Origin of the sequence: Streptomyces sp. f51 (assembly GCF_037940415.1) — a bacterium.
GTDB lineage: Bacteria > Actinomycetota > Actinomycetes > Streptomycetales > Streptomycetaceae > Streptomyces.
In genome coordinates, this window is sequence record NZ_CP149798.1 from 3528215 (window position 1) to 3555186 (window position 26972).

Genomic DNA, 26972 nt, shown 5'->3' on the forward strand with positions numbered 1-26972 from the left:
ACGGGCCCGGCGCGCGGCCGGGCCCGTGCGCGCGGTCAGGACCAGCTGACGCCCGTCAGCCGCTCGTACGCCTCGATGTACTTGGCGCGGGTGGCCTCCACGATCCGCTCGGGCAGCGCGGGCGGCGGCGTCTCGCTCCTGCGGTCCCAGCCCGACTCGGCGGACGTCAGCCAGTCGCGGACGTACTGCTTGTCGAAGGACGGCTGCGCGTGGCCCGGCTCCCAGACGTCGGCGGGCCAGAAGCGCGAGGAGTCCGGGGTCAGCACCTCGTCGGCGAGGACCAGCGTGTCGCCGTCGTAGCCGAACTCGAACTTGGTGTCCGCGAGGATGATGCCCCGGTCGCGGGCGATGTCACGGGCCCGGCCGTAGACCGCGAGGGTCGCCCGGCGCAGTTCGGCCGCGGTGTCGGCGCCGACCTGGCGGACGACCTCCTCGTACGAGACGTTCTCGTCGTGCTCCCCGACCGCGGCCTTGGTGGCAGGAGTGAAGATCGGCGAGGGGAGCTCCGAGCCGTCGACGAGACCCTCGGGGAGCGCGAGTCCGCAGACCGTGCGGGACTCCTCGTACTCGGCGAGGCCCGAGCCGGTCAGATAGCCGCGGGCGACGCACTCGACCGGGACCATCCGCAGGGACTTGCAGATCAGGGTGCGGCCGGCCCAGTCGGCCGGGGCGCCCGGCGGGAGTTCGGTGCTCAGCACGTGGTGGGGCGCCAGCTCGGAGAGCTGGTCGAACCACCACAGCGAGAGCTGGGTGAGCGTGCGGCCCTTGTCGGGGATCTCGGTGGGGAGAACCCAGTCGTAGGCGGAGATGCGGTCGCTGGCGACCATCACGAGGTCGCCCGCCTCGTTCTGGTACAGATCGCGCACCTTGCCGGTGTGCAGATGTACCAGACCCGGCACCTGGAGGGGCTCGGGCTTTTCGACGAATCCGGACACGGTTCCTCCCCGTGGTTCTGTACAAGTGGCTCGATTCTCCCGTACGGGACGAGCGGCTGTGGACACGGGGCGTCCCGGGCGGGCGCGGGCGCCCCGCGGCACGGGTGTGCCGCGGGCGCCCGGCGGTGTTTCGTCAGTCGTGTTTGCAGATGCGGTCGAGGAGATTGGCGGTCGCCCGCTGGATACGGGGGTCCACGTGGCCGGGGCGGTCGAGGGCCGGGGACCACGCGAACGTCCCGGACGCGAAGACCAGGGCGCCGGACGGGGCGCGGTAGAGCGAGGTCTCCTGATGGCGCGGGACGCCCTCGCTGTCCGGGTACGGGGAGTGCGCGAGCAGGATCCGGTCCTGGTGCTCGGGCAGTGGCGTGCGCGGGAAGTAACGGTCCGCCTCACCGGCGACCATGCCCTCCACCTCGTCGCCGTCGTGCGCCCCGGTCGCCTCCCACAGCCAGTGGTCGGCGTTGCGGACGATCAGCGGGTGCGGCTCGGGGACGCGCCCGGCGTACTGGATGCCGATGAGCTGCTGCTCCGGGCGGTCGATCTCCCGCCACAGAACGGGCTTTCCAGGACCCCGGCGCTTGCGGCAGGTCAGCAGCCGGTCGGGGACACCCGACGGGGACGGCCCCAGCTCCACCTGCCAGTACATGGTGTTGGCGGAGAGGAAGACCAGCGAGGTGCCGTGCTCGCGGGCGAGTTCCGTGGTGCGGCGCATCTGCGGCGACCAGTACTCGTCGTGGCCCGGGAAGACCAGGCCGCGGTACCGGGTGGGGTCGACGCGGCCGGCGTGCAGATCGCGCGCGTCGGCGTAGGCGAGGTCGTAGCCGTACCGCTCGGCCCAGCGGATGAAGTCGTAGGCGTGGCCCACGTGCAGGGGCAGTCCCGCGCCCGCGTACGGGCGGTCGAAGGAGACGGTCGTGGCCGCGTCGGCCTCGCCGAGGAGCCGGCCGTTCTCGTCCCACGCGTGATAGAGGCTGGCACCGGTGTGGCCGTCCTCCGGATACAGGTTGTACGCCTGCCAGGTGATGTCCGGAAGCAGCAGGAGCAGGTCGGCCGTCTGGCGATTGCGGACGGTGAAGGGGACGTGCGAGCGGTAGCCGTCGAGGGTGGTGAGGACGGCGACATAGGCGCCGACGCTCCAGTAGGACGGGATCTGGAGGCGCCAGGACAGCCACCAGTGGTGGCAGGAGACCGTGCGGTCGGCGGTGAGCGGCGGCGGCTGGACGATCCCGGAGAGCCGGGGGCTCGTCGTGATCTTGCTGGCGCCGTCCCCGCCGTAGTGGCCGATGCGGTAGATGTCGACGCTGAACTCCTGCGGCGGGTCGACCGTGACGTGGAAGTCGATGGACTCGCCGGGAGCGGCGGCACCCGTGCTGGTGAAGCCCTTGATCTGGCGGTGGACGTCGTCGGCGGAGCGGGGTCCGCCGGGGCCCGTGCGCGCACGCGTGCCCGAGGTGGAGCGCGGGGCCGGGATCCGCGAGGCCCCGGACGCCGGCTGGGGCGCCTGGGGCGTGTCGGTGTCCAGGTACCAGGGGACGACGTGCCCGGTGTCGTCGAAATAGGTCTCGCTGCCGCGCAGCCAGGGAACGGGTCCCAGGCCGAAGGGATCCGTGACGGCGTGCGCGAGTGCTCCCGACTCCCAGCGGCGGATCTGCTCCGATCCCATGCCCGCACCCCTCCCTCGTGCCCCCGTCGTACTGGCAAGCCCTTGCGCTGTGCTCGATCGGTCCCAGCACATCACATTACGCACGCAGTCCGTCACCGTTCGTCGCGAATTGGCGTGAGTGGAACGGCTGACTCCACCTGGGCCGTGACCCCTGCGAACCGTGGGGTGGACGAAGGGCCGGGAACGGGGACGGTGGGGCGGCCCGCGGACGGACCGCCGTCAGACCAGGCGGACCGGTTTCTCCGGGCGGACTCCGAGATGGCGGAGCCAGTCCCGCAGGGGCGTGGAATCCCCGGTCTCTATGAGGGTCAGGACGCGGGGCCCGATGTCGGCGGCCCGTTCACCGCCGACCAGGAGGGAAGGACCGTCCAGCCAGTCGAGTCCGGGAACCGCGCCCGCGGTGTCCATCGCCGCGCAGCACACCATCGCCGTGACGTGGTCGGCCAGCAGCTCCCGGCCGGTCCTCGGCGGCTGGAGGGGGAACAGCGGAAGCATCCGGTCGTCCCAGAGGTCGTGGTCGGGGTCCTGCTGCCCGGTGCTCCCGGCGGGTCCGGGCCGCGCCGGAGCGGACGCCTCCTCGCGGGCCAGTTCCGCGGTGAGCCGGGCCGCGAGGGCCGCCGACCGTTCGTTCCCCACGGCGAGGTCGGGATCGTCGCTCTCGGAGATCCCCATCTCCCCGTACGCCTCCGTGCGGTGCTCGGCGAGGGAGCCCACCGGGCCGGGATCCGGGGCGGGCGTGGCTTCGCGCGGCGCGGACAGGTGGTCGAGCACACGAGCCAGGGTCGGTCCGTCGGCCTCGGGCAGCGCGGGGTCGGCGGGATGACGTACGCCGAGCGCGTCCAGGACCCGGTGGAGCCGGGCGGCGTCGGTGCGCCACTTCCGGTCGACGACCTCGTCCGGATAGTCCTGCCAGTCGACCGGCGCCCAGTCGGGTCCCGACTCCGCGGGGCCGCCGTGGAAGAGCCGGGCGGCGAGCAGCGAGGCGGCCTCGTCCACCGTGCCGGGCTCTTCGAGCAGGTCGCAGGCGGGGCGTTCGCCGAGCCTTGAGGTGAAGCCCTCGGCGAGGCGGTCGCGGCGGGACAGCTCGGTCAGGGCGGCGACGACACCCACGTCCAGCCGGGAGGGCCAGCGGCCCATCCGCCAGGCGGGCAGCGCGACCCGGGTCAGCAGCCGGTCCCAGCCGGCGTACGCGAGGCCCACCTGCTCCTGGGCGACGATCCGCACGCCGTAGTCCACGGCCTGGGCGCGCTCGGCCGCCGCGGACGCCACGGCCCGCTCCATCTGGGCGGCGTGGTCCCGGCAGCCGCGCAGCAGGATGCGGGTGATCCGGCCGACTCCGGCCAGGACCGTGCGGGGCAGCGGGCCGCGGCCCGGTGCCGAGGCCACGGCGACGGCCGCGTCCAGGCCCCGGACGAAGCGGCGGGCCGCGGCTATGTCCGGGTGCGCGGACGGGCCCGTACCGGCGACCACGGGGGCGAGGACCGCCCGCAGCTCGCCGACCCGCATCCACCACAGGAAGGGGGAGCCGATGACGAGGACGGGGGCGTCGTTGACCCGGGCCGCGCGGTCGGTCAGCGCGGTCACAGGGCCGCTTCCTGCCGGATCGCGGCGCCCGCCGTCCGGCTCGCCCCTTCCGCCCGGGGAGAACCGGCCGTGCGCCCGGTGGGTGCGGTCCTCCAGCCAGCTGTCGCAGTCCGGGGTGAGCGCTATCGCGGAGGGAGCCGGGACGTCCAGGCGATCGGCCAGGTCACGGACCATGCGGTAGAGATCGGGGGCCGAAGCCTCGGGGATCGGGACGGTGGGGCTCATCGCGGGCCGGGCACGGGCCACGACGAGCGCGACGCCCGCCGCCGCGAGCAGGACGAGGACGGCGAGGACCGTCACGATCCACCCCGCGATCCCCCAGGGCCTGCCGGTCACACGGCCGGTGGCGGCCCCGACGAGCAGCACGACGGCCACGGCCGCGGGCAGCAGGGCGACGGCCAGCGCCCTGCTGCGGACCCGCAGCACGGCGAGAGCCCGGGAGCGCGCTGCCTGCGCGCCCACCTCAACACCCATACCGGTCACGACCGGACGTCACCCCCTCTTGTCCGCCGTGCCCCGGCCTTGTCGCTGCCGGCGCCGACGGATGCCCTGGCGTTGGTCACTCCCCCACTGTGGCACCCGCCGCCGACATCGCAATGCCGGTGGGCCAAGTGCCGGAATGCTTTCGCCGCACCCTAGTTGGGGCCCCGGCCCTCGTCAGCCGGATACGGCATCGGTCACCCGATGGAATGGCTCTGGGGAAAGGTGGGTGACGGCGACTCCCGGACACGCTTCCGGTTCCGTACAGAAACCCGCAGCTGGAGGGGCCAGGACGCAACAGACAAAGCCCCGGATTCCGTACGGAGTCCGGGGCTCGGCGCTGCTGTGCGGGGGCGGTGGGCTACGCCTCGGCCGCCGCCTTCGCCGCGATGTCGGTGCGGTGCTGTGAGCCGTCCAGGCCGATGCGAGCGACGGCCGCGTAGGCGCGCTCGCGGGCCTCGGTGAGGCCGGATCCGATCGCTGTGACGGACAGCACACGGCCGCCCGCGCTCACCACCGCGCCGCCCTCGTGCCGGGTGCCGGCGTGCAGGACGTACGCGTGCGGGGCGTCCTTCGCGGCCACCTCGTCGAGCCCGGTGATCGGGTCGCCGGTGCGCGGGGTGTCCGGGTAGTTGTGCGAGGCCACGACGACGGTGACCGCCGCCTCGTCGCTCCAGCGCAGCGGCTCCAGATCGGCGAGGGTGCCGTTCGCGGACGCCAGCAGGACGCCGGCCAGCGGGGTCCTCAGGCGGGCGAGGACGACCTGCGTCTCGGGGTCGCCGAAGCGGGCGTTGAACTCGATGACCCGCACACCGCGGCTGGTGATCGCCAGACCGGCGTACAGGAGCCCGGAGAACGGGGTGCCGCGGCGGCGCAGTTCGTCGACGGTCGGCTGGAGGACGGTCTCCATGACCTCCTCGACGAGCTTCGGGTCCGCCCACGGCAGCGGCGAGTACGCGCCCATGCCACCGGTGTTCGGGCCCTCGTCGCCGTCCAGCGCGCGCTTGAAGTCCTGGGCGGGCTGGAGCGGGACGACGGTCGTGCCGTCGGTGATCGCGAAGAGGGAGACCTCGGGGCCGTCGAGGAACTCCTCGATGACGACGCGGTCGCAGGCGTTCGCGTGCGCCCGCGCCGTCTCCAGGTCGTCGGTCACGACGACGCCCTTGCCGGCCGCAAGCCCGTCGTCCTTCACGACGTACGGCGCGCCGAACGCGTCGAGCGCCTCCTCGACCTCCTCGGGCGTCGCGCAGACGTACGAGCGTGCCGTGGGGACGCCGGCACCCGCCATCACGTCCTTCGCGAACGCCTTGGAGCCCTCCAGCTGCGCGGCCTCCTTCGAGGGGCCGAAGCAGGGGATGCCCGCGGCGCGCACCGCGTCGGCGACACCGGCGACCAGCGGGGCCTCCGGGCCCACGATCACCAGTTCGGCGCCGAGCTCCGTGGCCAGCGCGGCCACGGCGGAGCCGTCGAGGGCGTCGACCGCGTGCGGCTCCGCCACCTCCGCGATCCCGGCGTTGCCGGGAGCGCAGTGCAGGGCGGTGACGTCGGGGTCGAGGGACAGGGAGCGGCACAGGGCGTGTTCGCGGGCGCCACCACCGATGACAAGGACCTTCACGGGGGTCAGCCTAGCCGCCGCGCACGGGTGCCCTTGTGGGGGCTTCCGAAGCGACGGGGGTACGACACTGGTGCGATCCTCCGAAAACGAGTCCCGGCAGGGGGCCCGGCGGGGTCCCCGGCGCGGGGAGTGGTCCGGTCCGATGGCACCCGCGCCCATGATCCGCAGCCCTCGGGCCCGCCGGGCACCCGCGAGGGAGCAGGGCCTCGGGGCGGGGCCTCGCGCACTGTCCGAAGCCGGTCGCCGGCCCCGTCCGCGGCGGGGCCCGCAGCGCCCCCGGAGCCTCGCCTCGGGGACGTGTGTCCTGCCGGACCGGAACAGGGCCCTGGACCGCCCGAAAGCCGGTCGACGGTCCTGTCCGTGGCGGGGCGCGAAGCGTTCCCGGAGCCCTGGGCCGGGTGGGGTCCGGCGAAACCGAGCCCGGTGGTCGCCGGTCCTGTCCGTGGCCGGGCACGGAGGATTCCCGGAGTCTGGCCCCGGGCGGGGCTCGGTCGGGGTCAGGTCGGGGTCAGGCCGGGGTCGGGGTCAGGCCGGGTTCGGAGCCCGGCGCCGGGCGGTGTCCGGCCGGGGCCAGGCCGGGTTCGGGGCCCGATCTTGGTCCGTGCACGGAGCCCGGCCCCGGGCGGTGTCCGGCCGGGGTCGGGGCCCGACCCTGGTCCGTTCCCGGAGGCCGAGCACGGGCGGTGGCCTGGAGGCCGGGCATGTGTGTCGGCCGGAAACCCGGACTCCGGCGATGTCCGGTGAACCGGGCCAGGGCGGGCCTCAGGTCTGGTTCGGGATGGCGGCGCTCATTCGTTCGTGAATTCCTCGACCACCGTGGCGCCGAGTTCGCGGACGATCAGTTCGTGGCCCGAGAGCGCGGACTCGTCCAGGTCGGGGTCGTCGTCCTCGGGGGTGTCGTCCTCCGGGGCGACCGGGGGCGGCTCGTACGCCGGGGCTGCCTGTGCGGGCGCGGACATCGCCTGGGCCTGGGGACGGGCCGCGGACGGGCCGGCCTGCGGGGCCGAGGTGCCGGGAGCGGGGGCGGACGGCTGCTGGGGCGCGGGGCGCTGGCCGGCCGGGGCCCCGCCATAACCGCCGGCGCCACCGCCTCCGTAGCCACCGCCGCCGTAACCGCCGCCACCGCCGAAGCCGCCGGTCGGGGCGGGCGGTGCCGAGCCGCCCGAGGCGTCGACGATCGCCTCGACCTTCCAGTGCACGTTGAACTGCTCCGCGAGCGCCTGCCGCAGCACGTCCTCGCTGCCGCTGCCGGCGAAGTTGTCCCGCGCTCCGGCGTTGACGAACCCGATCTGGAGGGTCGTCCCGTCGAAGGCCGTGACCTGCGCGTTCTGGCTGAGCAGGATCCAGGTGAACCGGCGGCGGTTCTTCACCGCCTCCAGGATGTTCGGCCACAGCACGCGGGGGTCGATGCCGCCCGGGGCCGGAGCGGCCGCCTGGGGCGCTCCGGGAGCCGCCGGGGCGGCCTGGGGGGCCGGGGTGCCGGCGGGCGCGGGTGCGGGCGCGGGCGCGGACTGTGCCGGAGGCCGGCCACCGCCCGCCGGGGCCGCCGTGGGCCAGCCACCGGGGCGTCGGCCGCTGCCGGCCGCCGTGGTGGTGGGCCAGGCGCCGGGCGCGGCCCCCGTGGGGGCACCTGCCGGAGCCGTGGGCTGCTCGTGCGCCGCCGGCGCGGGCGCGGGCGCGGCCGTCGGAGCGGGGGCGGTGAAGGACGCGGCGGGGGTGACGGGAACGGCCGGAACAGGCTCCCCCGGGGCCACACCGGGCGGCACGGCGCCGGCGCTCTCGGCGGAACCCGCCTGACCGGGGCCCGGCCCTGCGCCCCTGGCCGCGGCACGGGCGGCCGCGAGACCTCCCCCGGGGGCGACCGGCGGAACCGGGGCGGCCGCGGGCGCGGCCTGCGGAACCGGTGCCGCTCCGCGCGCCTCGGGTCCGGGCACGTAGCCCATGGCGGGGGCGGCTCCGCCACCGGAGAAGTTCACGCCGCGCTCGATGCGGTCGAGGCGGGCCATGACGGACCGCTCGTCCCGGTAGGCGGCGGGCAGCAGCACACGCGCGCAGATCAGTTCGAGCTGGAGGCGGGGCGAGGTGGCTCCGCGCATCTCCGTGAGGCCCTCGTTGACCAGGTCGGCGGCACGGCTCAGCTCGGCGGCGCCGAAGACCGCGGCCTGGGCCTGCATCCGCTCCACGACGTCGACCGGGGCGTCGATGAGCCCCTTCTCCGCCGCGTCCGGGACGGCCGCCAGGATCACCAGGTCCCGCAGCCGCTCCAGCAGGTCGGCGACGAAGCGGCGCGGGTCGTTGCCGCCCTCGATGACGGTGTCCACCACTTCGAAGGCGGCGGCGCCGTCCCCCGCAGCGAAGGCCTCGACGACGGCGTCCAGCAGGGAGCCGTCCGTGTACCCGAGCAGCGAGGTCGCCATGGCGTACGTCACACCGTCGTCGGCGGCGCCCGCCAGCAGCTGGTCCATCACGGACATGGAGTCACGCACGGACCCCGCGCCCGCCCTCACGACGAGCGGCAGCACGCCCTCGGCGACCGGGATCCCCTCCTGGCCGCAGACCTCGCCCAGGTATTCGCGCAGGGTGCCGGGCGGCACCAGCCGGAAGGGGTAGTGGTGGGTCCGCGACCGGATCGTCCCGATGACCTTCTCGGGCTCGGTCGTGGCGAAGATGAACTTCAGATGCTCCGGGGGCTCCTCGACGACCTTGAGCAGCGCGTTGAATCCGGCCGACGTGACCATGTGGGCCTCGTCGATGATGTAGATCTTGTAGCGGCTGCTCGCGGGGCCGAAGAAGGCCTTTTCCCGCAGGTCACGGGCGTCGTCCACACCACCGTGCGAAGCGGCGTCGATCTCGATGACGTCGATGGAGCCCCGGCCGCCGCGGGAGAGGTCCTGACAGGACTGGCACTGGCCGCACGGGGTCGGGGTGGGGCCCTGCTCGCAGTTCAGACAGCGGGCCAGGATGCGCGCGCTCGTCGTCTTGCCGCACCCGCGCGGACCGCTGAACAGGTACGCGTGATTGACCCGGTTGTTCCGCAGCGCCTGGGACAACGGGTCGGTGACATGCTCCTGCCCGATGACCTCGGCGAACGACTCCGGGCGATAGCGGCGGTACAGCGCGAGAGACGACACGTCTACGAGGTTATAGGCGCCCACTGACATCAAGGACCGCTCCGAGGGCATCCCGAACGCATCCCGTGCGCGGCCCCGGCGCCCGTCGGGGCGACCGCCCCGGAAACGCAAGCGCCCCCCACGCACCCGCCAGAGCCGACCTACCCTTGCTGCCTTCCGGCCCTGGGGGAGTTCAGTCAGATAGCGCCACGTGAGGGGCTCCGCAAAGAGTACAGGATCCCCGGGGCGGGGAACGAGTTCGCGAGCACTCCTCAACGTCTTGTATTGTTTGCCGCGGAGGATTCGCCTAGAGGCCTAGGGCGCACGCTTGGAAAGCGTGTTGGGGGCAACCCCTCACGAGTTCGAATCTCGTATCCTCCGCCAGTGCCTCACCGGGCACGATGTCGAAGGGCCCTGCTGCTTGCAGCGGGGCCCTTCTTCGTATGCGGTCTCATCTACAGTCTCAACGCGCTCCCTCGGAGCCCTCAGGGCCGCCATCGTCGGCAGCCTTGGCCACTTCCCAGATGAGACCGCCAACCCGCTGTGCCACGTCGGCCAGGATTCCGCCCGTGACATGTTGGTAGCGGGCTGCCATGGCCGTGGACGACCAGCCCATGATCTGCATCACCACTCGTTCTGGAACACCGAGGATGAGCAGGACCGTGGCCGCGGTGTGCCGGGCGTCGTGCAGACGACCGTCCCGCACCTTGGCATCGGCCAGGAGCTGTTTCCACGCGTCGTAATCCGTGCTGGGCACGAGCGGCGCGCCCACGGGGGACGTGAAGACGAAACCGGTGTCCTGCCACTCCTGGCCAGCGAGCAGGCGCTCCCGGTCCTGCTCCTTGCGGTGCAGTTCCAACAGCCTGACCAGTTCACCCGGAACGCCGATCACCCGGCGGCCGGCGCGCGATTTGGTGTTGGCCGTGTCCTCGTTCCTTCGGACCCGCTGCTTGCAGTACCCGGACTTTCGGCCGCAGTCGCCGCCGCAACCGTGCAGATACTTCGGCCGCAGCCTGTTCTTCCTCACGCGGAGAATGCCGTTCTGGAGGTCGACATCCGACCAGCGCAGCCCGAGAGCTTTGCCCTGCCTCAGTCCCAGCGCAAGAGCGAGGGACCAGCGGGCACTGTTACGCAGCTTGGCGGCCTCAGACAGGAGCCGCTGCACTTCCTCAATGTCGTACGGCTCGACCTCGTCCTCCTCGATTCGGGGAGGTACCGCGAGGGTGGCGACGTTCCGGGTGACGTGGCCCCGGCGAAGCGCGTGATTGAGAGCCGTACGCATCGTGCGGTGCGCCTGGTGAGCAGTGGCGGCCTTGCTCCCGTTGGCCTGCATCTTCGCGTACAGGCGTTCCAGGTATTCAGGCTCCAGTTTGTCCAGTCGGTGAGCGCCTACGCCGGGAATCAGGTGCACCCGAACGGCCACCTCGTATCCGGCGTAGGTGTTCTCCCGCACCGACGGCTTTGCGATCTCCTCCACCCAGTGCAGGAGCCACGCCTTGACGGTCCACGGCCGGTCAGGCTTACGGACCTTCCCCTCGTCGCGCCGCTTCTCCAGCGCGCGGACCTTCTTGATCACCTCCGCTTCACTGACCTTGCTGCTGACGTGACGCCGGTCGGGCTTCCCGTCGTCACAGACGCCGACAGTGACGCGACCGTGCCAGAAGCCGTCCTTACCGAAGTAGATGGACGATGCACCATCTGCGCGCTTGGCGCGCTTGGCCATGAGCACTCCTTACGCGACTGCGTTCGTGGATCGGGACTGCATGCGCTCGGCGAGGTAGTCAGTGAGCGCATGCACGGGAACTCGACGGGACCGGCCGATCGGCACGGTCTGCACTGCGCCATCGCGGATGAGCGCGTACATGGTGGTTCGGCCGATGCTCAGACGGCGGGCGGCTTCCTCTCGGTCCGGGAACTCCAGTTGGGCTACACGTCGTGACAGGGTTCACGACCGAGGGACAGCCCGTACGCGTCGCAGTCAGCGTGCTACCCGGAGACCGGCATGTGATCTCCTACGAGCGGCAACGCGAAGCCTCCACCGAGGAAGCATGAACGATCTGCACATCAGACCCGGCACCCCCTATGAACTCAACACAGTGGAAGCGCTGCTGCGCGGCGCTTCCACTTGGCTCGCGTCTCGCGGCATTGATCAATGGCAGTACCCGCCGCACCGCGACCGCATCTCGGCAGCCCTTGAACAGGGGGTGTGCTTCATTGCGTTCGAGGGTGACGCCCCGGTCGCGACGCTCCAGCTAGACGAGTTCGCCGATCCGGAGTTTTGGACACCAGACGACGAACCGGCCACAGCCTTATACCTGCACCGCATGGCTGTGCGTCGTGACGCGGCCGGCGCAGGGCTTGGGGCCAGACTCTTGGAGTGGGCAGCAGGTCGGGCTGCCTCTCAAGGCAAGAAGTGGCTTCGGCTGGACGCGTGGAAGGACAACGAGGGGCTGCACGGCTACTACTCGGCCGCAGGTTTCGAACTCGTGCGCATCGTCGATTTGCCACACCGCAGGTCGGGAGCGCTCTTCCAGCGCTTGGTCGGACAACCTCCCGTGGCAAACGGATGACCGACGACGCTGCCGCTCTTCGTCCTGAGTCTTTGTCCAGTGCGCTGACGGATGCCTCCATAGCGCGCTTGCGCCGGGGCAGCAGCCCTAGACATGCAGCCGACCGTGACGACAGCCTGAGCCGCAGGTCAGAGGGCCAATGGCGATGCTGTACGATCCCCCGGCGATCGAGGTAAGGCTTTGGCGGGGACGGGTGAGTGTGGCCAAAAAGGGTGGGGAAAGTTTCACGGATTACTGCTTGGGCTGCGTCATGCTCGTCTTCATCGGCGCGGTCGTCTTCGTGGGTTGCAGCATGGACAATTACGAGCCGGATTGGGCAAAATCGAGCGAGCCTGCGGCTGGGACGACGCAGCAGGCCAAGCCGCCGGACTGGCGCCTAGAGGATTACTCTGGCGACAGATACATCCACTGGGTCGATGTCAGCAAGCCTAAGAAGTTCGACCTTCTGGACTCGGTAACCGCAGAGGACGCCAACAGTACGACTCTGTCCGAGGACCCTCTCGATGACGACGAGGGCCTCACGGCGACGGATGTGGAGATTAAGCTCCTCTCGAAACCGAAGTACGGGACTGTGAAGCTCAACAAGGCAAACGGCACGGCCACTTACACGACTTGGGCAGATTTCGAAGGCACGGATGGCATCCGTTACTCGATCAAACTCAAGGGCAAGCCCGAGGTTCTTGAGATCTCGTACTCCGTCGCCGTATATGGCGAGAGTCCGTGAGCAGTTCGACGACTGAGCGGAACAAGCGAGGAACGCTCACCTCCCGCCTCGTGGTGCGTCAGGAGCGGGGGTTTGGATAGGCTCCAAGGAGGTTGGGTACGCCGCAGGCGGTGGCGAGGAGATCGGCGTACGCGGCAAGGATGCGACGGGTGTCGTTCAAGGCGGTTCGCAGCTGAGCCGACTGGGGCCAGGAGTGCTCATGGTCGCGGCGGGAGCGATCCGCAGGGCGGCGGCTCTCCCAGTCCTCCAACGCAGGATGCCAGGCGGCAAGGAGCGGGCGTACAGCGTAGTTGAGCATTGCCACCGCCAGGTACCCGAAGTTGTACTCGCCATTCCGTTTCGGTTCGGCGATCTGCGGCCCGTAACGGCGCAGGATCTCGCGAGTGGTGCCGAACAGCGAGTACAGGCTCGTCAGCGCCTCTCGCAGCAGGCCCTCGTCCTCCCCCAGCGGCACCACAGACACTCGGGTGATCAGCTCTACATACAGCTCCCAGGCAGCTCGTCGCTCCGCGTCGTTTGGCTCCCAGCTACCTGCGATCTCAAGCATCGGTAGCTTCAGCCTGACTTCCACGTTCTTCGGCGCCTGGGCCATTTCCCTGCCTCTTTCTACTTGTGAGATCTCCGCGTTCTCTACCCTGTCCCACGCTATACGCGAGATCATGGCCAGTGCTCCACATCGCGAGCGCCAGGGGATTTGGGGGTCAACGGTGACCGACATCGCGCAACGAATTTTTGTCAGCTACGCAGGCCCGGACCAGGCCTGGGCGGAGTGGGCCAGCTGGCGACTCCAGCAGGCCGGGCACCAGGTCGAGCTGGATCGGTGGAGCTGGCGCACCGGGGACGACTTCGTCCAGAAGATGAACCTTGCTCTCGACAACGCCGACGCGGTGGTGGCCCTGTTTTCCAGGCAGTACTTCGCCCCCAACCGATGGACCCGGGAGGAGTGGTCGGCCGTCGTGGCCCTGCGGGGACGCCTCGTTCCGGTGGCGATCGAGCTTCTGGCCGATGACGACATCCCCACCCTCCTGGCGGGGAGGCTGCGCACAGACGTTCACGATCTGGATGAAACCGCCGCTACTGCTGCCCTGCTCGAAGCCGTGAGTGGACCGGTTCCCCCTACCGGTCCGGTCGCCTTCCCTGGCGCCACCTCGGCCGATACGACTACAAAACCTGATACACAGCATCCCCGACTACCCAGCAGCGTGGGTCTGCCCGAGGTGTGGAATGTCCGTCGCCGCAACCCCGACTTCTCTGGCCGCGAGGCCGTGTTGGGGCAGGTTCGTACCGGTCTGCTCAGTGGACACCAAGCAGTGGTCCAGGCGCTCCAGGGGATGGGCGGCATCGGAAAGACCCAGATTGCCTTGGAGTACGCTCACCGTTTCGCAAGCCAGTACGACCTCGTGTGGTGGGTCGACGCCGAACGGGCTGACCAGTTGCCTGTTCGCTACACCGAACTCGCCGACTGCCTCGGTATCGCCAAATTCGATGCTGGCGCCGAGGCCAACGCCTATGCTCTTCTCCAGCATTTACGGACGCGGCACCGCTGGCTTCTCATTCTCGACAATGCTGAACAACCTGATCAGATCGAGCCCTGGCTCCCCGAGGGCCTAGGCCATGTTCTGATCACCTCACGCAACCCGGACTGGCACGGGATCGCTCACCGGAGTGACCTGGACGTGTTCACCCGCAGTGATTCCCTGGTCTACCTCCAGAGTCGTATCCCGGGATTGACCGCCGAGCGCGCCGAGCTTCTGGCGCAGGATCTCGGTGACCTTCCTCTTGCTCTCGCCCAGGCTGTGGGAGTTTTGCGCAGCGGCATGACCTTGGACCGCTACCGGCAACTCCTGACCACCAACACTGAGCGCCTCCTGCAGGAGAGCGATGTCCGCGACTACCCCGCGTCACTGGCCGCGACGGTCAACATCGCCGCCTCCCGCCTCGCGGACGACGGCCATCCCGACGCCCACGCGCTGCTCCGGCTCGGTGCCTTCTTCGGCCCTGAACCCATCCCTATCGCCTGGCTAGAGGCATCTCGCCCCCGTCTGGCCACGATTCCCAGTGATCCAGACGACCCGATGTGGCCGCGCAAAGCCCTCCAGCCCCTAGGCCGCTTCGGACTGGCCCGCACCGACTTCGACGCCTTCCAGATTCACCGCCTCACCCAGGCCATCCTCCGCACTCAGAGCAGTCCTGACCTGATCGCAGTCATTCACGACGATGTCACTGCTGTCCTCGCAGCAGTCAATCCGGGCGACCCGCAATCTCCGGCCGACTGGCCAGGGTGGGCCTCCCTTACCGCCCACCTCACCACCCCCCACGTCGCCGCCGTCATCGCCGACCGGCCCGAACTGCGCCCCACGCTCACAAAAGCTGCTCACTTCCTCATCCGTACCGGCCTGCCACGCACCGCCTATGACCTCAGCACGGCGCTGCATCAGGCATGGAGTGCTGATTTGGGGCCGGACCACCCCGACACCCTCACCTGTGCGCAGTATGTGGGGCACGCGACCGGCGACCTCGGAGACTTCAACAAAGCCCACCTCATCATCGAGGACACCTTCACCCGTCGCCGCCGTATTCTGGGCGAGGATCACCCCGACACCCTTCACTCCGCGAACGACCTTGCCGTCACCACGGCCTACCTGGGGGAGCATGCGGAGGCTCGCCGCATGCTGGAGGATGTTCTCGCGCGTCGCCGCCGTGTTCTGGGCGAGGATCACCCCGACACCCTCACATCCGCTGGCAACCTTGCCAGCACCTTGGGTGACTTGGGGGAGCGTGCGGAGGCTCGCCGGATGCAGGAGGATGTTCTCGCGCGTCGCCGCCGTGTTCTGGGCGAGGATCACCCCGACACCCTCACATCCGCTGGCAACCTTGCCAGCACCTTGCGTGACTTGGGGGAGCATGCGGAGGCTCGCCGGATGCAGGAGGATGTTCTCGCGGGTCACCGCCGTGTTCTGGGCGAGGATCACCCCGACACCCTCACATCCGCTAGCAATCTCGCCAGCACCTTCAGTCGCTTGGGGGAGCAAGCGGAGGCTCGCCGCATGAAGGAGGATGTTCTCGCGCGTCAACGCCGTGTTCTGGGCGAAGATCACCCCGACACCCTCAATTCGGCCGGCAACCTTGCCAGCACCTTGAGTGACTTGGGGGAGCATACGGAGGCTCGCCGCATGCTGGAGGATGTTCTCGCGCGTCACTGCCGTGTTCTGGGCGAGGATCACCCCGACACCCTCACATCCGCTAGCAACCTTGCCAGCACCTTGAGTGACTTGGGGAAGCATGCGGAGGCTCGCCGCATGAAGGAGGATCTTCTCGCGCGTCACCGCCGTGTTCTGGGCGAAGATCACCCCGACACCCTCACATCCGCGAATAACCTCGCTACCACCCTGCACTCCTTGGGGGAGTATGCGGAGGCTCGCCGCATGAAGGAGGATGTTCTCGCGCATCGCCGCCGTGTTCTGGGCGAGGACCATCCTGACACCCTCACATCCGCTGTCAACCTCGCCGCCACGCTGCACGTTCTCCGCCAGTACCCGGCGGCGGTTGCCCTCTTGAAGGAGGCGCGCGTCGGCTACCTGCGCCTCTTTGGTGTAAAGCATCCCAAAACTGCGCGTGCCACCCAGAATCTCGCCGCTTTGCTGACCGCTATGGGAAGGACTCATGAGGCGCAGCAGTTGACTGGCGGCAAGTTGAAAAAGAGCAAAGGTCGCTTCGGCCGTAAACGGCGGTAATGAAGCGCGGTCATTGTCTGCAATAGGCATGCAGGTCACGCTCACACCGTGGTCAGCTCTCAGCCCAGACACGACACGGCATGAAAGCTGACGGCACTAACGGTCTTTACTTGGTGGGGCAAGCGTGGGGCAACTTCACCTTGCGGTGGCTCAAGTTCCTGGTCAGAGGCAGACATGCGCGCGGTCTGTAAATCTGCCGACTGACCTGTCGTCCAGTCTCAACGACAGTCTCATCCGTTGGAGTTCGCGCTCGTTCACGGCCGTGCTGGCAGAAGGTGACACGCAGGAGATGAACGGTCCTGAACCACCAGGAACGCAAACCAGCAGAGTTGGAAAGCGTGTTGGGGGCAACCCCTCACGAGTTCGAATCTCGTATCCTCCGCCAGTGCCTCACCGGGCACGATGTCGCAGGGCCCCACCGCAAGGTGGGGCCCTGCTTCGTTGTGTTCGGCCCTCGTCGTCCTGGTTTCTGTCCAGAAGGGGTGCCGGAGCGGTCGATCTGGTCGCCGCCGCGGTGAACGGGCAGGCCCTCCAGGGGTGCGGCCCGGACCGCGGCACGTACGTCGGCGTGCTCGCGGTTCCGGGCTCTCCTCGGGCCGCCGGGGTCAGTCGATCTCGACCTTCTTCGAGACCGTGACCTCGTCGATGTCGCTGGTGCGGACCGTGACCTTCATCGTCCAGGTGCCGGGGAGGGGGAGGGTCAGGCCGTCGGAGGTCCAGTAGCCGCCCTTGTCGGTGATCTCCGCGTCGATCGGGCCGACCTTCTGTGACTCCAGGGTGAAGGTCACGCGCACCTCGGGGACCGTCGCGAGGCCGCCGTCGGGGCCGAAGACCACGGCCTGCACGGAGTTCTCGCCCACCTGGCCGGGCGTCAGCTCGACCGACACCTTTCCGTGCCCGCCCGGGGTGCCGACGTCGAAGGGGACCACGGTCGTCTTCGAGGTCACCCGGCGCACGGCCGCGACCGCGTCGGCGCTCTCCGCCGCCACGCGGCCCGGCTGGCTGCCGGTCAGCATCGTCGTGATGACCAGCACCACGACCCCGACGGTGACCTCGGCGAGCACCGAGCGGCGCAGTCCCCGGTGGTGGTGTTGGTGATCGTGGTCGGTGGTCCCTGTGGCCTCAGGGCCCCCGGGTCCGTCCGTGGTTCCCGGTCCGTCCGTGGGCTCCTCGCCGACCGTCGCTCCGGTGCCCGCCGGATCCGCCGGACCCTCCTCGGCCGTGCCGGCCTCGACCGTCCCCGCTCCCGCCGTCACGGCGACCGGGACCGCGGCGCGTTCGGCCGTGGCCGGGGACTGGGCCGTCGCCGCCAGCCGGGCCGTCCAGCGGCGCGAGAACGCGGCTCCCGCCAGGAGCAGCGCCACCAGCACGATCTTCACGGTCAGGAGCCTGCCGTACGCCGTCGAGGTCAGGGCGTCCCAGGAGCCGAGGCCGCGCCAGGCCTGGTAGACGCCGGTGACCGCGAGGACGGCGACCGAGGTGAGGGCGAGCCGGGAGAAGCGGGTGACGACGGACGGCGGGACCGGCTCGGCGGGGCGGTGGAGGGCGGTCAGCAGGGCGGCCAGACCGCCGAGCCACACCGCCATGGCGAGCAGGTGCAGCACGGAGGAGACCATCGCCACGGGGACCTGGATCCCGGCGGAGGCGTGCTCGGAGGCGGCCCAGGTGACCGCCAGGGCCAGGGAGAACAGCGTGCCGAGCACGAGGACGCCCCGGGCCGCCCCCCGCTCCCGTACGGGCACGCGCGGGGGCACGAAGGCCACCGCGGCGAGCAGCGCAAGGCGCGCCACCAGCACGATGCCCGGCCTGCCGGCCAGGGTGTCGCTGAGGGTCGCGGGGTCGAGGGCCCCCGACACGCCGGTGCCGCGCTCGTAGGGGCCGCGCAGCAGGAGCAGCGCGAACGTGGAGCCGAGCAGGATCCACCAGCCGGTGACCAGGAGACGCCGTACGGATCCGGGGAAACCGCAGCCCACCACGAACGTGACCGCGCCGATGAACAGGGCGAGTCCGCAGTAGGCGGTGTAGCGGGCGATGCCGTAGAGGGCGGACGAGAGGGGGTCGCCGGCGGTGGGCGGCAGCGGTACGGGGGTCGCGGAGGCCTTGCCGACGGAGAACGTGAAGGCGCCGGAGACGGGGTGGCTGTCCGCCGAGACGACCCGCCAGGCGACGGTGTACGTGCCCTCGGCGAGGCCGCGCGGCAGGGTGACCCCGGCGGTGTCGGACCTGCCGTCCGCGTGCTCCGCCTCCCCGGTGCGCAGGCGCCGGTTCTCCGGGTCGAGCACGCGGAAGGAGTCGTCGAACAGGCCGATCGACTCACTGAACGTCAGGGTCACCCGCCGGGGCGCCGACTTCAGCACACTGCCTTCCTGCGGATCGGTGCCCGTCAGAGCGGCGTGGGCGGACGCGCCGCTCACCCCGCCGAAGAGCACCAGGACCAGGACGCCGCCCAGCAGGGCCAGCGCCCGGGCGCCGAAGCGCCGCTCTCGCTGCCAGCTTCCGTTCACACGCCGTCTCCGTATCCGCATGTCCAGAGTCTCGGTCATGTACGGAATCGGGCCGCGTCCGGCTCACCTCGGAGCCGTCGGGCCCTTCTCGAAGGCCTCGCGCGTCAGGAAGGCGAGCCGGGCCCGCTTCTCGGGCAGACGGACCTCGGGCAGGTCGATCCCGGGGAGCACGATGTCCCCGGCGTCGACGAAGCCCTGCCTCGCCAGCCGCTCGATGGCCCTGCTGTTGCGGGCGTCGGGTTCGACGACGGCCCGCTCCCGGCCGAGGCCGGTCAGGGCGTACGCGAGGAACGCCCCCAGCAGCGTGGACGACCAGCCGGGCCGCGCGCCGGCGCCGGGCGCGGGGGGCCCGATGAGCAGATGGACGCCGATGTCGCCGGGCCGGACCTCGTAGCACTCGCAGACCCGGTCGGCCCCGGGCTCGTAGGTCTGGAACAGCGCCGCCGGTACGCCGTCCTTGACGGTGAGGAAGGCGTGGTGGGTGTCGAGCGAGTCGAGGTGCAGATAGGTCTCCAGCACCTGCTGCCTGGTGAACCCGGTCATCCCCCAGTACGCGGCCCGTTCCTCGGTGACCCAGCCGTGCAGGACGTCGAGGTCGGCGTGCGGGTCCAGGGGCAGCACGCGGACCGTGCCGAAGCCCTCGATCCGCTGCTCGTGGACGGCCTCGCGGGTGTCGGCGTACGTCTCAGTCGTCATCGCTCTCCTTGGTCAGGGCGTTCCAGTCGGTGGTCACCGGGGCGAGATCTCCCGTGAGCCACAAGGGGAGTTGATCGCGGTGGTGGGCCGCGCCGGGGACGCCGTCGGCGCCGAACGGGACCACCCATCGGCTGTCGTCCCGCTCGGCGAGGTCCCAGACGTACCGGGCCGCGGGTCCGCGGGCGCTCAGGTCGGTCAGTCCCGGGAGCGAGGAGGTGGACAGGACGCAGTCGTTGTCGCCCGACAGGGCCGGTTCGTCGTGCGCGGCGCCGGTGAGCGCCCGCCAGGGGGCGAGCCGGTGGGTGTCGCCCCAGGTGCCGGTGACGGGCTCCGCGGCCACCTCCTCGACGGCCGCCCGCACCACGGCGTCGCGGTCGATGCCGTACGGCTCCCCCGCCGTCAGCAGGTTCTCCAGGGCGAAGGCGACGCGCGGGGTGAGCGCGAGCCAGGGCAGGAAGACGGCCGGGAGGGCGGGCGGTTCGGCCAGGGCGGCGAGCGCCGGGTGCGCCACCAGCTGTCGTACGGCCGCGTCGCGCACTCGCGCGTAGACGGCGGCCGTGCCGCTGTCGGCGTCCATGTGCCGGTCCCAGCCGAGGAGTTGGTCCCGCAGGGCGGCCGCGGGGGCGGAGAGGTCCAGGGCTGCCAGCGGTTCCAGGAGGGCGGCCGCGGACCCGAGACGGGTGTCCATGTGGATGGCCGGCATGTCCCGGGCCGACAACGTCCGTCCCGTGTCCAGCAGTCGGCGGATGCGGTCGGCGCGGTGGGACGGGGCGAACTCGACGCCGAGCGGGGCGGCGGGGCCGCGCTGGTTGGCCATCACGGCGAGTCCGTCCTCGACCGGGCCGTGCGGCATCTCGTGCCAGCCGGTCCACTCGTGGCCGGCCTCCCAGGCGGGCACCACCCGGACGCGGTTGGCCGCGGCGCGCACCGGGACCCGGCCCGCGACCCGGTGCAGCAGCCCGCCCTCGGTGTCGGCGGCCTGCACGACGTTCACCGGCTCCGCCCAGACGTCGAAGGCCCGGTCCACGTCGGCGACGCGGCGGGCCCGCAGCAGCGGCAGGAGCGCGCCGAATCCGAGGTCCCCGGTCACCCGGGGCGGGTAGCGCAGGCTGACGGACTCCTCGGCACCGGCGCCCCCGATCACCACGGGCCCGCGCGCCGTCTCGGTCACCTCGACCTCGACGGGCTCGGCGCCGGCCACCTCCACGCGCTCCACGTGCCGTTCCGCGACCCGCCAGACCCCGTCGGGATCGAGCGCCTCGACGCTTCCGCCGTCGCCGTGCCGCAGCCGCTCGCGGTAGAGGTCCTGGTAGTCGGCCATCGCGTTGGTGATCGCCCAGGCGACGGTTCCGGCGTGGGCGAAGTGGGCGATGCCCGGGACGCCGGGGACGGCGAGGCCGACGACGTCGAACTCCGGGCAGGACAGGCGGATCTGCTGGTAGACGCCGGGGTCCTCGATGAAGCGGTGCGGGTCACCGGCGATCAACGCCCGCCCGGTGGAGGTGCGTTCGCCGCTCACCAGCCATCCGTTGCTGCCCGCCGTGCCCGGCCCGTCCATGGCGAACAACGGGACCGCGTCCGCGCCGAGGCGCCGTACGACCTCCTCGCGCCACAGCTTGGCGGGGAACCCGGCGAACAGGATGTGGGTGCCGAGCCAGACGCCCATCGGGCTCCAGGGCTCCCAGTGGCCCGGAACGAGCCCGCTCCGGGCGAACTCGGGCGCCCGCGCGGCCCCTTCGGCCAGACCGGCGTTGACTCCGTCGACGTACGCGACGACCCACGCGGCACTCTCGGGGTCGCGCTCCTCCAGGGAGGCGAAGCAGCGCCGCGCGGTGTCGTCGAGCCGGGCCTGCCGTGCGAACCGGTCCCAGCCGACGGACTCGGCGCCGAGGAACGCGGCCGAGGTGCCCCGGGACCGGTGGCGTTCGACCTCGATCTGCCAGGCGCGGTCCAGGGCGGTGACTCGGCCCTGGGCGTGGGCGAGTTCGAGGGCGTCGCCCGCGCGCAGATGCGGGATGCCCCAGGTGTCACGGTAGATCTCGGCGGTCACGGTCCATCCCCAGTCATGTCAGGTTAGGCTAACCTAATTAACTCTCGGATAGTACGTCGGGAGTGGAGACCGGGTGAAGCCGGCCCGGCCACGACGGCCGCGGCCGAGCGGCCCGCCACCGCACGCGAGATCATCGGTCCATGGACGTCACGCTTCACCTAGCCCAGCAGCCCGAGGCCGACGAACTGCTCGGCCGCAGCCCGCTCGCCGCCCTGGTCGGCATGCTGCTGGACCAGCAGGTGCCGATGGAGTGGGCCTTCGCGGGGCCGTACACGATCGCCACGCGGATGGGGGCGGACGATCTCGACGCGCACGAGATCGCCGCGTACGACCCGGAGAAGTTCGCCGAGCTGCTCTCGGCCAAGCCCGCGGTGCACCGCTACCCCGGTTCGATGGGCAAGCGCGTCCATCAGCTGTGCCAGTACCTCGTCGAGCACTACGACGGGGACGCCGCCGCCGTGTGGAAGGACGCAGGGACCGGCAAGGAGCTGCTGCGCCGCCTCAAGGAACTGCCCGGCTTCGGTCCGCAGAAGGCCCAGATCTTCCTGGCGCTCCTCGGCAAGCAGCTCGGGGTCGCCCCCGAGGGCTGGCGCGAGGCGGCGGGCCCGTACGGCGAGGCCGGCTCCTTCCGTTCGGTCGCCGACATCACCGGACCGGAGTCGCTCACCAAGGTCCGCGCCCACAAGCAGGAGATGAAGGCGGCGGCCAAGGCGGCGAAGGCGGCCCGGGGCTGACCCGGGGCCGCAGCACGTCTCGCGGGCCCCGCGCGTCTCCCCACCCTCGGCCGCACCTCGGCCGCCGCTCGGCCGGTGCCGGCGTCAGCGCCGTTTGCGCGCCGTCCCGAAGAGCGACCGGGTGATCTCCCGCCCGATCTGCGTGCCCATCGACCGCGCCAGGGACTTGAACAGACCGCTGCCGACGACCTGTTCGACCATGGATGCCTCCTCCTTCGGGCGGCCCCCGCCCCCGGAGCGCCCCGGCCCGGCCTCGGGTCCCGTCCTGGGCCCCGAGGCGGCCGGGGGAGTCGAGGACGCACCGGAGTCCCGCGCGGCCGTCAGCTTCTCGTACGCCGACTCCCGGTCCACCGCCTGCGCGTACCGCCCGTACAACGGCGACTCCCGCACCGCCCGGTCGAGCGCGTCCGCCTCGACCGGGCCCATCAGCGACCGCGGCGCGCGCAGCCGGGTCACCGCGACCGGCGTCGGGGCGCCCCGCTCGCTCAGGACGGTGACCACAGCCTCGCCGGTGCCCAGGCCCATGAGCACCTCTTCGAGGTCGTACGGGGAGTCGGGGAACGTCTGCACGGTGGCCTTCAGGGCCTTCTGGTCGTCCGGGGTGAAGGCGCGCAGCGCGTGCTGGACGCGGTTGCCGAGCTGGGCGAGTACGTCCGCGGGAACGTCCTTCGGCGTCTGTGTCACGAAGAAGACGCCGACTCCTTTCGAGCGAATGAGCCGGACGGTCTGCGTGATCGACTCCAGGAACGCCTTCGACGCGTCGCTGAAGAGGAGATGCGCCTCGTCGAAGAAGAAGACGAGCTTCGGCCGGTCGGCGTCGCCGACCTCCGGGAGGTCGTGGAAGAGGTCGGCGAGCATCCACATCAGGAACGTGGAGAAGAGCTGCGGCCGGTCCTGCACCGCGGGCAGTTCGAGGACCGAGACCACGCCCCGGCCGTCCGGCGCCCGTCGCGTGAGTTCGCCCGTGTCGAACTCCGGCTCCCCGAAGAACGGGCTCATGCCCTGCGCCTCGAAGGCCGTGAGCGAGCGCAGGATGACCCCCGCCGTGGCGGTGGACAGACCGCCGATCCCCTTCAGTTCCTGCTTGCCCTCGTCCGAGGTCAGGAAGGCAACGACCGCGCGCAGGTCCTTGAGGTCGACCAGTTCCAGGCCCTTCTGGTCGGCGTAGTGGAAGATCAGCCCGAGCGACTGCTCCTGTGTCCGGTTGAGCTGGAGCACCTTGGACAGCAGCACGGGACCGAAGCTGGTGACCGTGGCCCGTACGGGAATGCCGTGGCCGAGACCGCCGAGCGCGTAGAACTCCGCCGGACAGCCGGCCGGTGTCCATTCCTGGCCGACCTCCCGGGCCCGCTCCTGGGCCTTCGCCCCGGGCTCACCGGGGGCCGAGATGCCGGAGACATCGCCCTTGACGTCGGCGAGGAAGACCGGGACGCCCTGCGCCGACAGCTGTTCGGCGATCAGCTGGAGCGTCTTGGTCTTCCCGGTGCCGGTGGCGCCCGCCACCAGGCCGTGCCGGTTGAGCATCGGCAGCGGCACGCGGATCTGCGCGTCGGGCAGACACGTCCCGTCCCAGAGCAGGGCGCCGAGGTCGAGGGCGGGGCCCGCGAAGGCGTATCCGGCGGCGATCCCCAGTGCCTCGGCCGGGAGCGCGGGGGCGCCGGGAGCCTGTTCGGGAGCGGTCCCTGCGGCAGTCGAGCGCATGGTCTCGCCGTCACTCATATCAGACCCCTGTTCCCGGTTTGCAAGGATTTGCGACACCTTTTCCAGCGTCGCACTCCGCCGCCATGGCTGCGCCCGGAAGGTCTTGACCGGTAGGCTTTCCGTGTGATCTTCAAGCGCATCGGAAACGGCCGGCCGTACCCCGACCACGGCCGGGAAAGCACCCGCCAGTGGGCGGACGTCGCCCCGCGCCCGGTCCGCCTCGATCAGCTCGTGACGACCAAGGGCCAGCTGGACCTGGAGACCCTCCTCGCCGAGGACTCCACCTTCTACGGCGACCTCTTCGCGCACGTCGTCAAGTGGCAGGGCGATCTGTACCTGGAGGACGGCCTCCACCGCGCCGTCCGCGCCGCGCTCCAGCAGCGCCAGGTGCTGCACGCGCGCGTTCTTGAACTGGACTAATGGCCACGGCTTGACCCCAATGGGTTGAACTGAACGCCGGGCAATGATCATCTAGTAGGCATTGGCGCCCCGGCGCACTACGCTGCGCCCATGAGCATGCTTACTCCCCCTGGCATGGGTGGCCAGTATCGGATCACGGGGGACAAGTACCCGCGGATGCGCCGACGAAGCGGGCGTCGCAGGTTCGCGTTCGTGAGCGTCGCGTCCGTGACCGTTCTCGGGCTGATCGGGTGGGGGTCCCTCCAGCTCATCGACATCTACACGGGCGGCAGCAAGGCCACCGCGGCGGACACCAAGGCGGACTGCGCCTCGAAGGTCACGCCGGAGGCGAAGGCGTCCGCCGCGGCCGCCGTCGCGGCCACGCTGCCGAAGCCCGCTCAGATCACCGTGAACGTCTTCAACGCGACGCCCCGCAGCGGGCTCGCCAAGCAGACGGCCGACGAGCTGAAGAAGCGCGGCTTCAAGATCGGTGACGTGGGCAACGCGACGGCCGCGTACGACAAGAAGGTCCCGGGCGCCGGGATACTGCTCGGTGCCAAGGGCGCCGACCGGGCCGCGCTGCCCGTCCTCAACACCCAGCTCTCCGGCGCCCAGCTGAAGACCGACGGCCGCGCCCAGGCCACCACGGTCGACCTGATCATCGGCACCGCCTTCAAGACACTGTCGAAGAAGGAGGACGCCGACAAGGCGCTGACCGTCCTGACGCAGCCCGCGCCGGCGCCCGCCGACGCCAAGAAGCACTGCTGACCCCGGGACCGGCCCGGGTCTGCCGTCACCGGCACCGGGCCGGCCCCGAAATCACCGGCCCCGCCCGGGTGACGGTCCCGAAGCCACCGGCTCCGGGACCGGGCCCGTGGTCGCGGGCTGTTACTCGGCGGCCCCGTACATGCGGTCACCCGCGTCGCCCAGGCCCGGCACGATGTAGCCGTGCTCGTTCAGGCGCTCGTCGACCGAGGCCGTGACCACGGTGACCGGGGTGCCCGCCAGTTCGCGCTCCATGATCTCGACGCCCTCGGGGGCGGCCAGGAGGACCACGGCGGTGACGTCGTCCGCGCCGCGCTTGATCAGCTCCCGGATCGCCGCGACGAGCGTGCCGCCGGTGGCCAGCATCGGGTCCAGGACGTACACCTGACGGCCGGAGAGGTCGTCCGGCATCCGGGTGGCGTACGTGGACGCCTCCAGCGTCTCCTCGTCGCGCACCATGCCCAGGAAGCCCACCTCGGCGGTCGGCAGCAGCCGGACCATGCCGTCGAGCATGCCGAGGCCCGCGCGCAGGATCGGCACGACGAGCGGGCGCGGGTAGGAGAGCTTGACGCCCGTGGTCGGGGAGACCGGCGTCACGATGTCGACCTGCTCCGTGCGCACGTCGCGGGTGGCCTCGTAGGCGAGCAGGGTGACCAGTTCGTCGGCCAGCCGCCGGAAGGTCGCGGAGTCGGTGCGCTGGTCGCGCAGGGTGGTGAGCTTATGGGCGACCAGGGGGTGGTCGACGACGTGAAGACGCATGTCCACAACATTAGCGGGGCTCACGGCACCCGCCACTGACCCGCCCGGCAAGGGCCACCGGCCCGCATCACCCGTCCGCTGGCATCAAACCCCCCGGCGGAGGGAAGGTGGGAGGGACGGACCTGGGGTGGTGTGCCAATGCGGAACCCGCAAGAGGAGTCGTCCGAACGGCTGGAGACCGACGCCGAGCGCAGGAGGCGACGGGCCCAGTTCCTGCGCGACCTGGCCGAGGCGCGCGAGCTGCGTGACCGGGTGCAGCCCCGTCGCGCCAAGACGGCCCGCCTGCGCCACGCGATGCGCATGCGCACCTTCCGCTGGTAACGGCCGCCCACGGCGCCCTCCGACCCGCTCAACGGTCCGCCCTGACGGGTCCTCGCGCCACCTCCCGGCCTGCCCACCGACCCGCCCGGACGGATCCCCACGCCACCTCCCGGCCTGCCCACCGACCCGCTCACCGGCCTGCCCACCGGCCCGCCCTGACGGGTCCCCGCGCCACCGCTGGGGCCGCCTTCCGGAACGGCCCCGGTCCACCCACGTGCGTCACGCCCGCGCGCCGAGCACCGGGCCGCCACGCCACTTCCCGGCCTGCTCACCGACCCGCCCGGACGGATCCCCGCGCCACTTCCCGGCCTGCCCACCGACCCGCCCGGACGGATCCCCACGCCACCTCCCGGCCTGCCCACCGACCCGCTCACCGGCCCGCTCACCGGCCCGCCCCGACGGGTCCCCGCGCCACCGCTGGGGCCGCCTTCCGGAACGGCCCCGGTCCCCCCACGTGCGTCACGCCCGCGCGCCGAGCACCGGGCCGCCACGCCACGCCCCGGCCCCCGCGCCACGCGTCGGACGGACCCTCCATCGGCCCCGCCGACACGCCCACGCGGGGAATCGGGGGCGTTTCACCGTGCGCCCGATGCCCCGGGGCCCGTGGGAGGGCCGCGCGGGGCGCCCG

20 protein-coding genes, 1 tRNA gene and 1 other RNA gene are annotated in these 26972 nt (G+C 71.3%); 8 read left to right on the forward strand and 14 right to left on the reverse strand.

Annotation, left to right across the window (positions count from 1 at the left end):
* Nucleotides 1–35: 35 nt before the first annotated feature.
* From WJM95_RS15415 to ffs, 6 genes are all read right to left on the reverse strand, one after another.
* Nucleotides 36–935, reverse strand: coding sequence for a phosphoribosylaminoimidazolesuccinocarboxamide synthase (locus WJM95_RS15415; protein ID WP_339130314.1), 900 nt, complete (start codon nucleotides 933–935; stop codon nucleotides 36–38).
* Between the two features lie 133 nt (nucleotides 936–1068).
* Nucleotides 1069–2598, reverse strand: a complete 1530-nt coding sequence (locus WJM95_RS15420; RefSeq protein ID WP_339130315.1) for a N,N-dimethylformamidase beta subunit family domain-containing protein — start codon at nucleotides 2596–2598, stop codon at nucleotides 1069–1071.
* Between the two features lie 219 nt (nucleotides 2599–2817).
* Complete coding sequence (locus WJM95_RS15425) at nucleotides 2818–4656, reverse strand: hypothetical protein (RefSeq protein ID WP_339135578.1); 1839 nt, start codon at nucleotides 4654–4656, stop codon at nucleotides 2818–2820.
* Between the two features lie 367 nt (nucleotides 4657–5023).
* Nucleotides 5024–6277, reverse strand: coding sequence for a phosphoribosylamine--glycine ligase (gene purD / locus WJM95_RS15430; protein ID WP_339130316.1), 1254 nt, complete (start codon nucleotides 6275–6277; stop codon nucleotides 5024–5026).
* A gap of 788 nt (nucleotides 6278–7065) precedes the next feature.
* Nucleotides 7066–9408: a DNA polymerase III subunit gamma and tau gene (locus WJM95_RS15435; RefSeq protein ID WP_339130317.1), complete on the reverse strand. Its 2343-nt coding sequence runs from the start codon at nucleotides 9406–9408 to the stop codon at nucleotides 7066–7068.
* Between the two features lie 104 nt (nucleotides 9409–9512).
* Nucleotides 9513–9611: signal recognition particle sRNA small type (gene ffs / locus WJM95_RS15440), an RNA gene on the reverse strand.
* Nucleotides 9612–9683: 72 nt separating this feature from the next.
* On the opposite strand from ffs, the gene WJM95_RS15445 reads away from it, so the two are divergent.
* Nucleotides 9684–9771: transfer RNA gene (locus WJM95_RS15445), tRNA-Ser, on the forward strand.
* Between the two features lie 79 nt (nucleotides 9772–9850).
* Here the strand turns inward: WJM95_RS15445 and WJM95_RS15450 are convergent.
* Together WJM95_RS15450 and WJM95_RS15455 are read right to left on the reverse strand one after the other, a co-directional pair.
* Nucleotides 9851–11110: a site-specific integrase gene (locus tag WJM95_RS15450; RefSeq protein WP_339130318.1), complete on the reverse strand. Its 1260-nt coding sequence runs from the start codon at nucleotides 11108–11110 to the stop codon at nucleotides 9851–9853.
* 9 nt (nucleotides 11111–11119) lie between these two features.
* Nucleotides 11120–11329, reverse strand: coding sequence for a helix-turn-helix domain-containing protein (locus WJM95_RS15455; protein ID WP_339135580.1), 210 nt, complete (start codon nucleotides 11327–11329; stop codon nucleotides 11120–11122).
* Nucleotides 11330–11435: 106 nt separating this feature from the next.
* Here WJM95_RS15455 and WJM95_RS15460 point away from each other — a divergent pair, with 106 nt between their 5' ends.
* Nucleotides 11436–11957 (forward strand): GNAT family N-acetyltransferase, encoded by a 522-nt coding sequence (locus WJM95_RS15460; protein ID WP_339130319.1) that lies wholly within the window; start codon nucleotides 11436–11438, stop codon nucleotides 11955–11957.
* A gap of 139 nt (nucleotides 11958–12096) precedes the next feature.
* A complete protein-coding gene (locus WJM95_RS15465) occupies nucleotides 12097–12681 on the forward strand; it encodes an Ig-like domain-containing protein (RefSeq protein ID WP_339130320.1) in 585 nt (194 codons plus the stop codon).
* A gap of 58 nt (nucleotides 12682–12739) precedes the next feature.
* Here WJM95_RS15465 and WJM95_RS15470 read toward each other — a convergent pair whose 3' ends face one another.
* Nucleotides 12740–13273 carry a hypothetical protein gene (locus WJM95_RS15470; protein ID WP_339130321.1) on the reverse strand — a complete coding sequence of 178 codons (534 nt, stop codon included), beginning with the start codon at nucleotides 13271–13273 and terminating at the stop codon, nucleotides 12740–12742.
* 115 nt (nucleotides 13274–13388) lie between these two features.
* Here WJM95_RS15470 and fxsT point away from each other — a divergent pair, with 115 nt between their 5' ends.
* A complete protein-coding gene (gene fxsT, locus WJM95_RS15475) occupies nucleotides 13389–16415 on the forward strand; it encodes an FxSxx-COOH system tetratricopeptide repeat protein (RefSeq protein WP_339130322.1) in 3027 nt (1008 codons plus the stop codon).
* A gap of 605 nt (nucleotides 16416–17020) precedes the next feature.
* On the opposite strand, the gene WJM95_RS15480 is transcribed toward fxsT, so the two are convergent.
* The 3 genes from WJM95_RS15480 to WJM95_RS15490 all read right to left on the reverse strand — a co-directional run bounded on the left by WJM95_RS15480 (nucleotide 17021) and on the right by WJM95_RS15490 (nucleotide 21665).
* Entirely contained in the window at nucleotides 17021–18919 is a 1899-nt protein-coding gene (locus WJM95_RS15480; RefSeq protein WP_339130323.1) for a copper resistance protein CopC, read from the reverse strand.
* Between the two features lie 63 nt (nucleotides 18920–18982).
* Entirely contained in the window at nucleotides 18983–19615 is a 633-nt protein-coding gene (locus WJM95_RS15485) for a GNAT family N-acetyltransferase (protein ID WP_339130324.1), read from the reverse strand.
* Nucleotides 19605–21665 (reverse strand): penicillin acylase family protein, encoded by a 2061-nt coding sequence (locus tag WJM95_RS15490; RefSeq protein WP_339130325.1) that lies wholly within the window; start codon nucleotides 21663–21665, stop codon nucleotides 19605–19607. Before WJM95_RS15490 ends, WJM95_RS15485 begins: the two co-directional genes overlap by 11 nt.
* Before the next feature lie 140 nt (nucleotides 21666–21805).
* Between WJM95_RS15490 and WJM95_RS15495 the strand changes: the two genes are divergently transcribed.
* Nucleotides 21806–22399, forward strand: coding sequence for an HhH-GPD-type base excision DNA repair protein (locus WJM95_RS15495; RefSeq protein ID WP_339130326.1), 594 nt, complete (start codon nucleotides 21806–21808; stop codon nucleotides 22397–22399).
* A gap of 84 nt (nucleotides 22400–22483) precedes the next feature.
* On the opposite strand, the gene WJM95_RS15500 is transcribed toward WJM95_RS15495, so the two are convergent.
* Nucleotides 22484–24118, reverse strand: coding sequence for a helicase HerA-like domain-containing protein (locus WJM95_RS15500; RefSeq protein WP_339130327.1), 1635 nt, complete (start codon nucleotides 24116–24118; stop codon nucleotides 22484–22486).
* Between the two features lie 105 nt (nucleotides 24119–24223).
* Between WJM95_RS15500 and WJM95_RS15505 the strand changes: the two genes are divergently transcribed.
* The gene (locus WJM95_RS15505; RefSeq protein ID WP_003999914.1) at nucleotides 24224–24520 is read left to right on the forward strand and encodes a type II toxin-antitoxin system VapB family antitoxin; all 297 of its coding nucleotides are present in this window, start codon (nucleotides 24224–24226) and stop codon (nucleotides 24518–24520) included.
* Between the two features lie 90 nt (nucleotides 24521–24610).
* A complete protein-coding gene (locus WJM95_RS15510) occupies nucleotides 24611–25267 on the forward strand; it encodes a LytR C-terminal domain-containing protein (RefSeq protein ID WP_339130328.1) in 657 nt (218 codons plus the stop codon).
* Between the two features lie 120 nt (nucleotides 25268–25387).
* Here the strand turns inward: WJM95_RS15510 and upp are convergent, their stop codons facing one another.
* Complete coding sequence (gene upp / locus WJM95_RS15515; RefSeq protein WP_339130329.1) at nucleotides 25388–26023, reverse strand: uracil phosphoribosyltransferase; 636 nt, start codon at nucleotides 26021–26023, stop codon at nucleotides 25388–25390.
* A gap of 138 nt (nucleotides 26024–26161) precedes the next feature.
* Between upp and WJM95_RS15520 the strand changes: the two genes are divergently transcribed.
* The gene (locus tag WJM95_RS15520; protein WP_209441133.1) at nucleotides 26162–26344 is read left to right on the forward strand and encodes a hypothetical protein; all 183 of its coding nucleotides are present in this window, start codon (nucleotides 26162–26164) and stop codon (nucleotides 26342–26344) included.
* Nucleotides 26345–26972 lie beyond the last annotated feature (628 nt).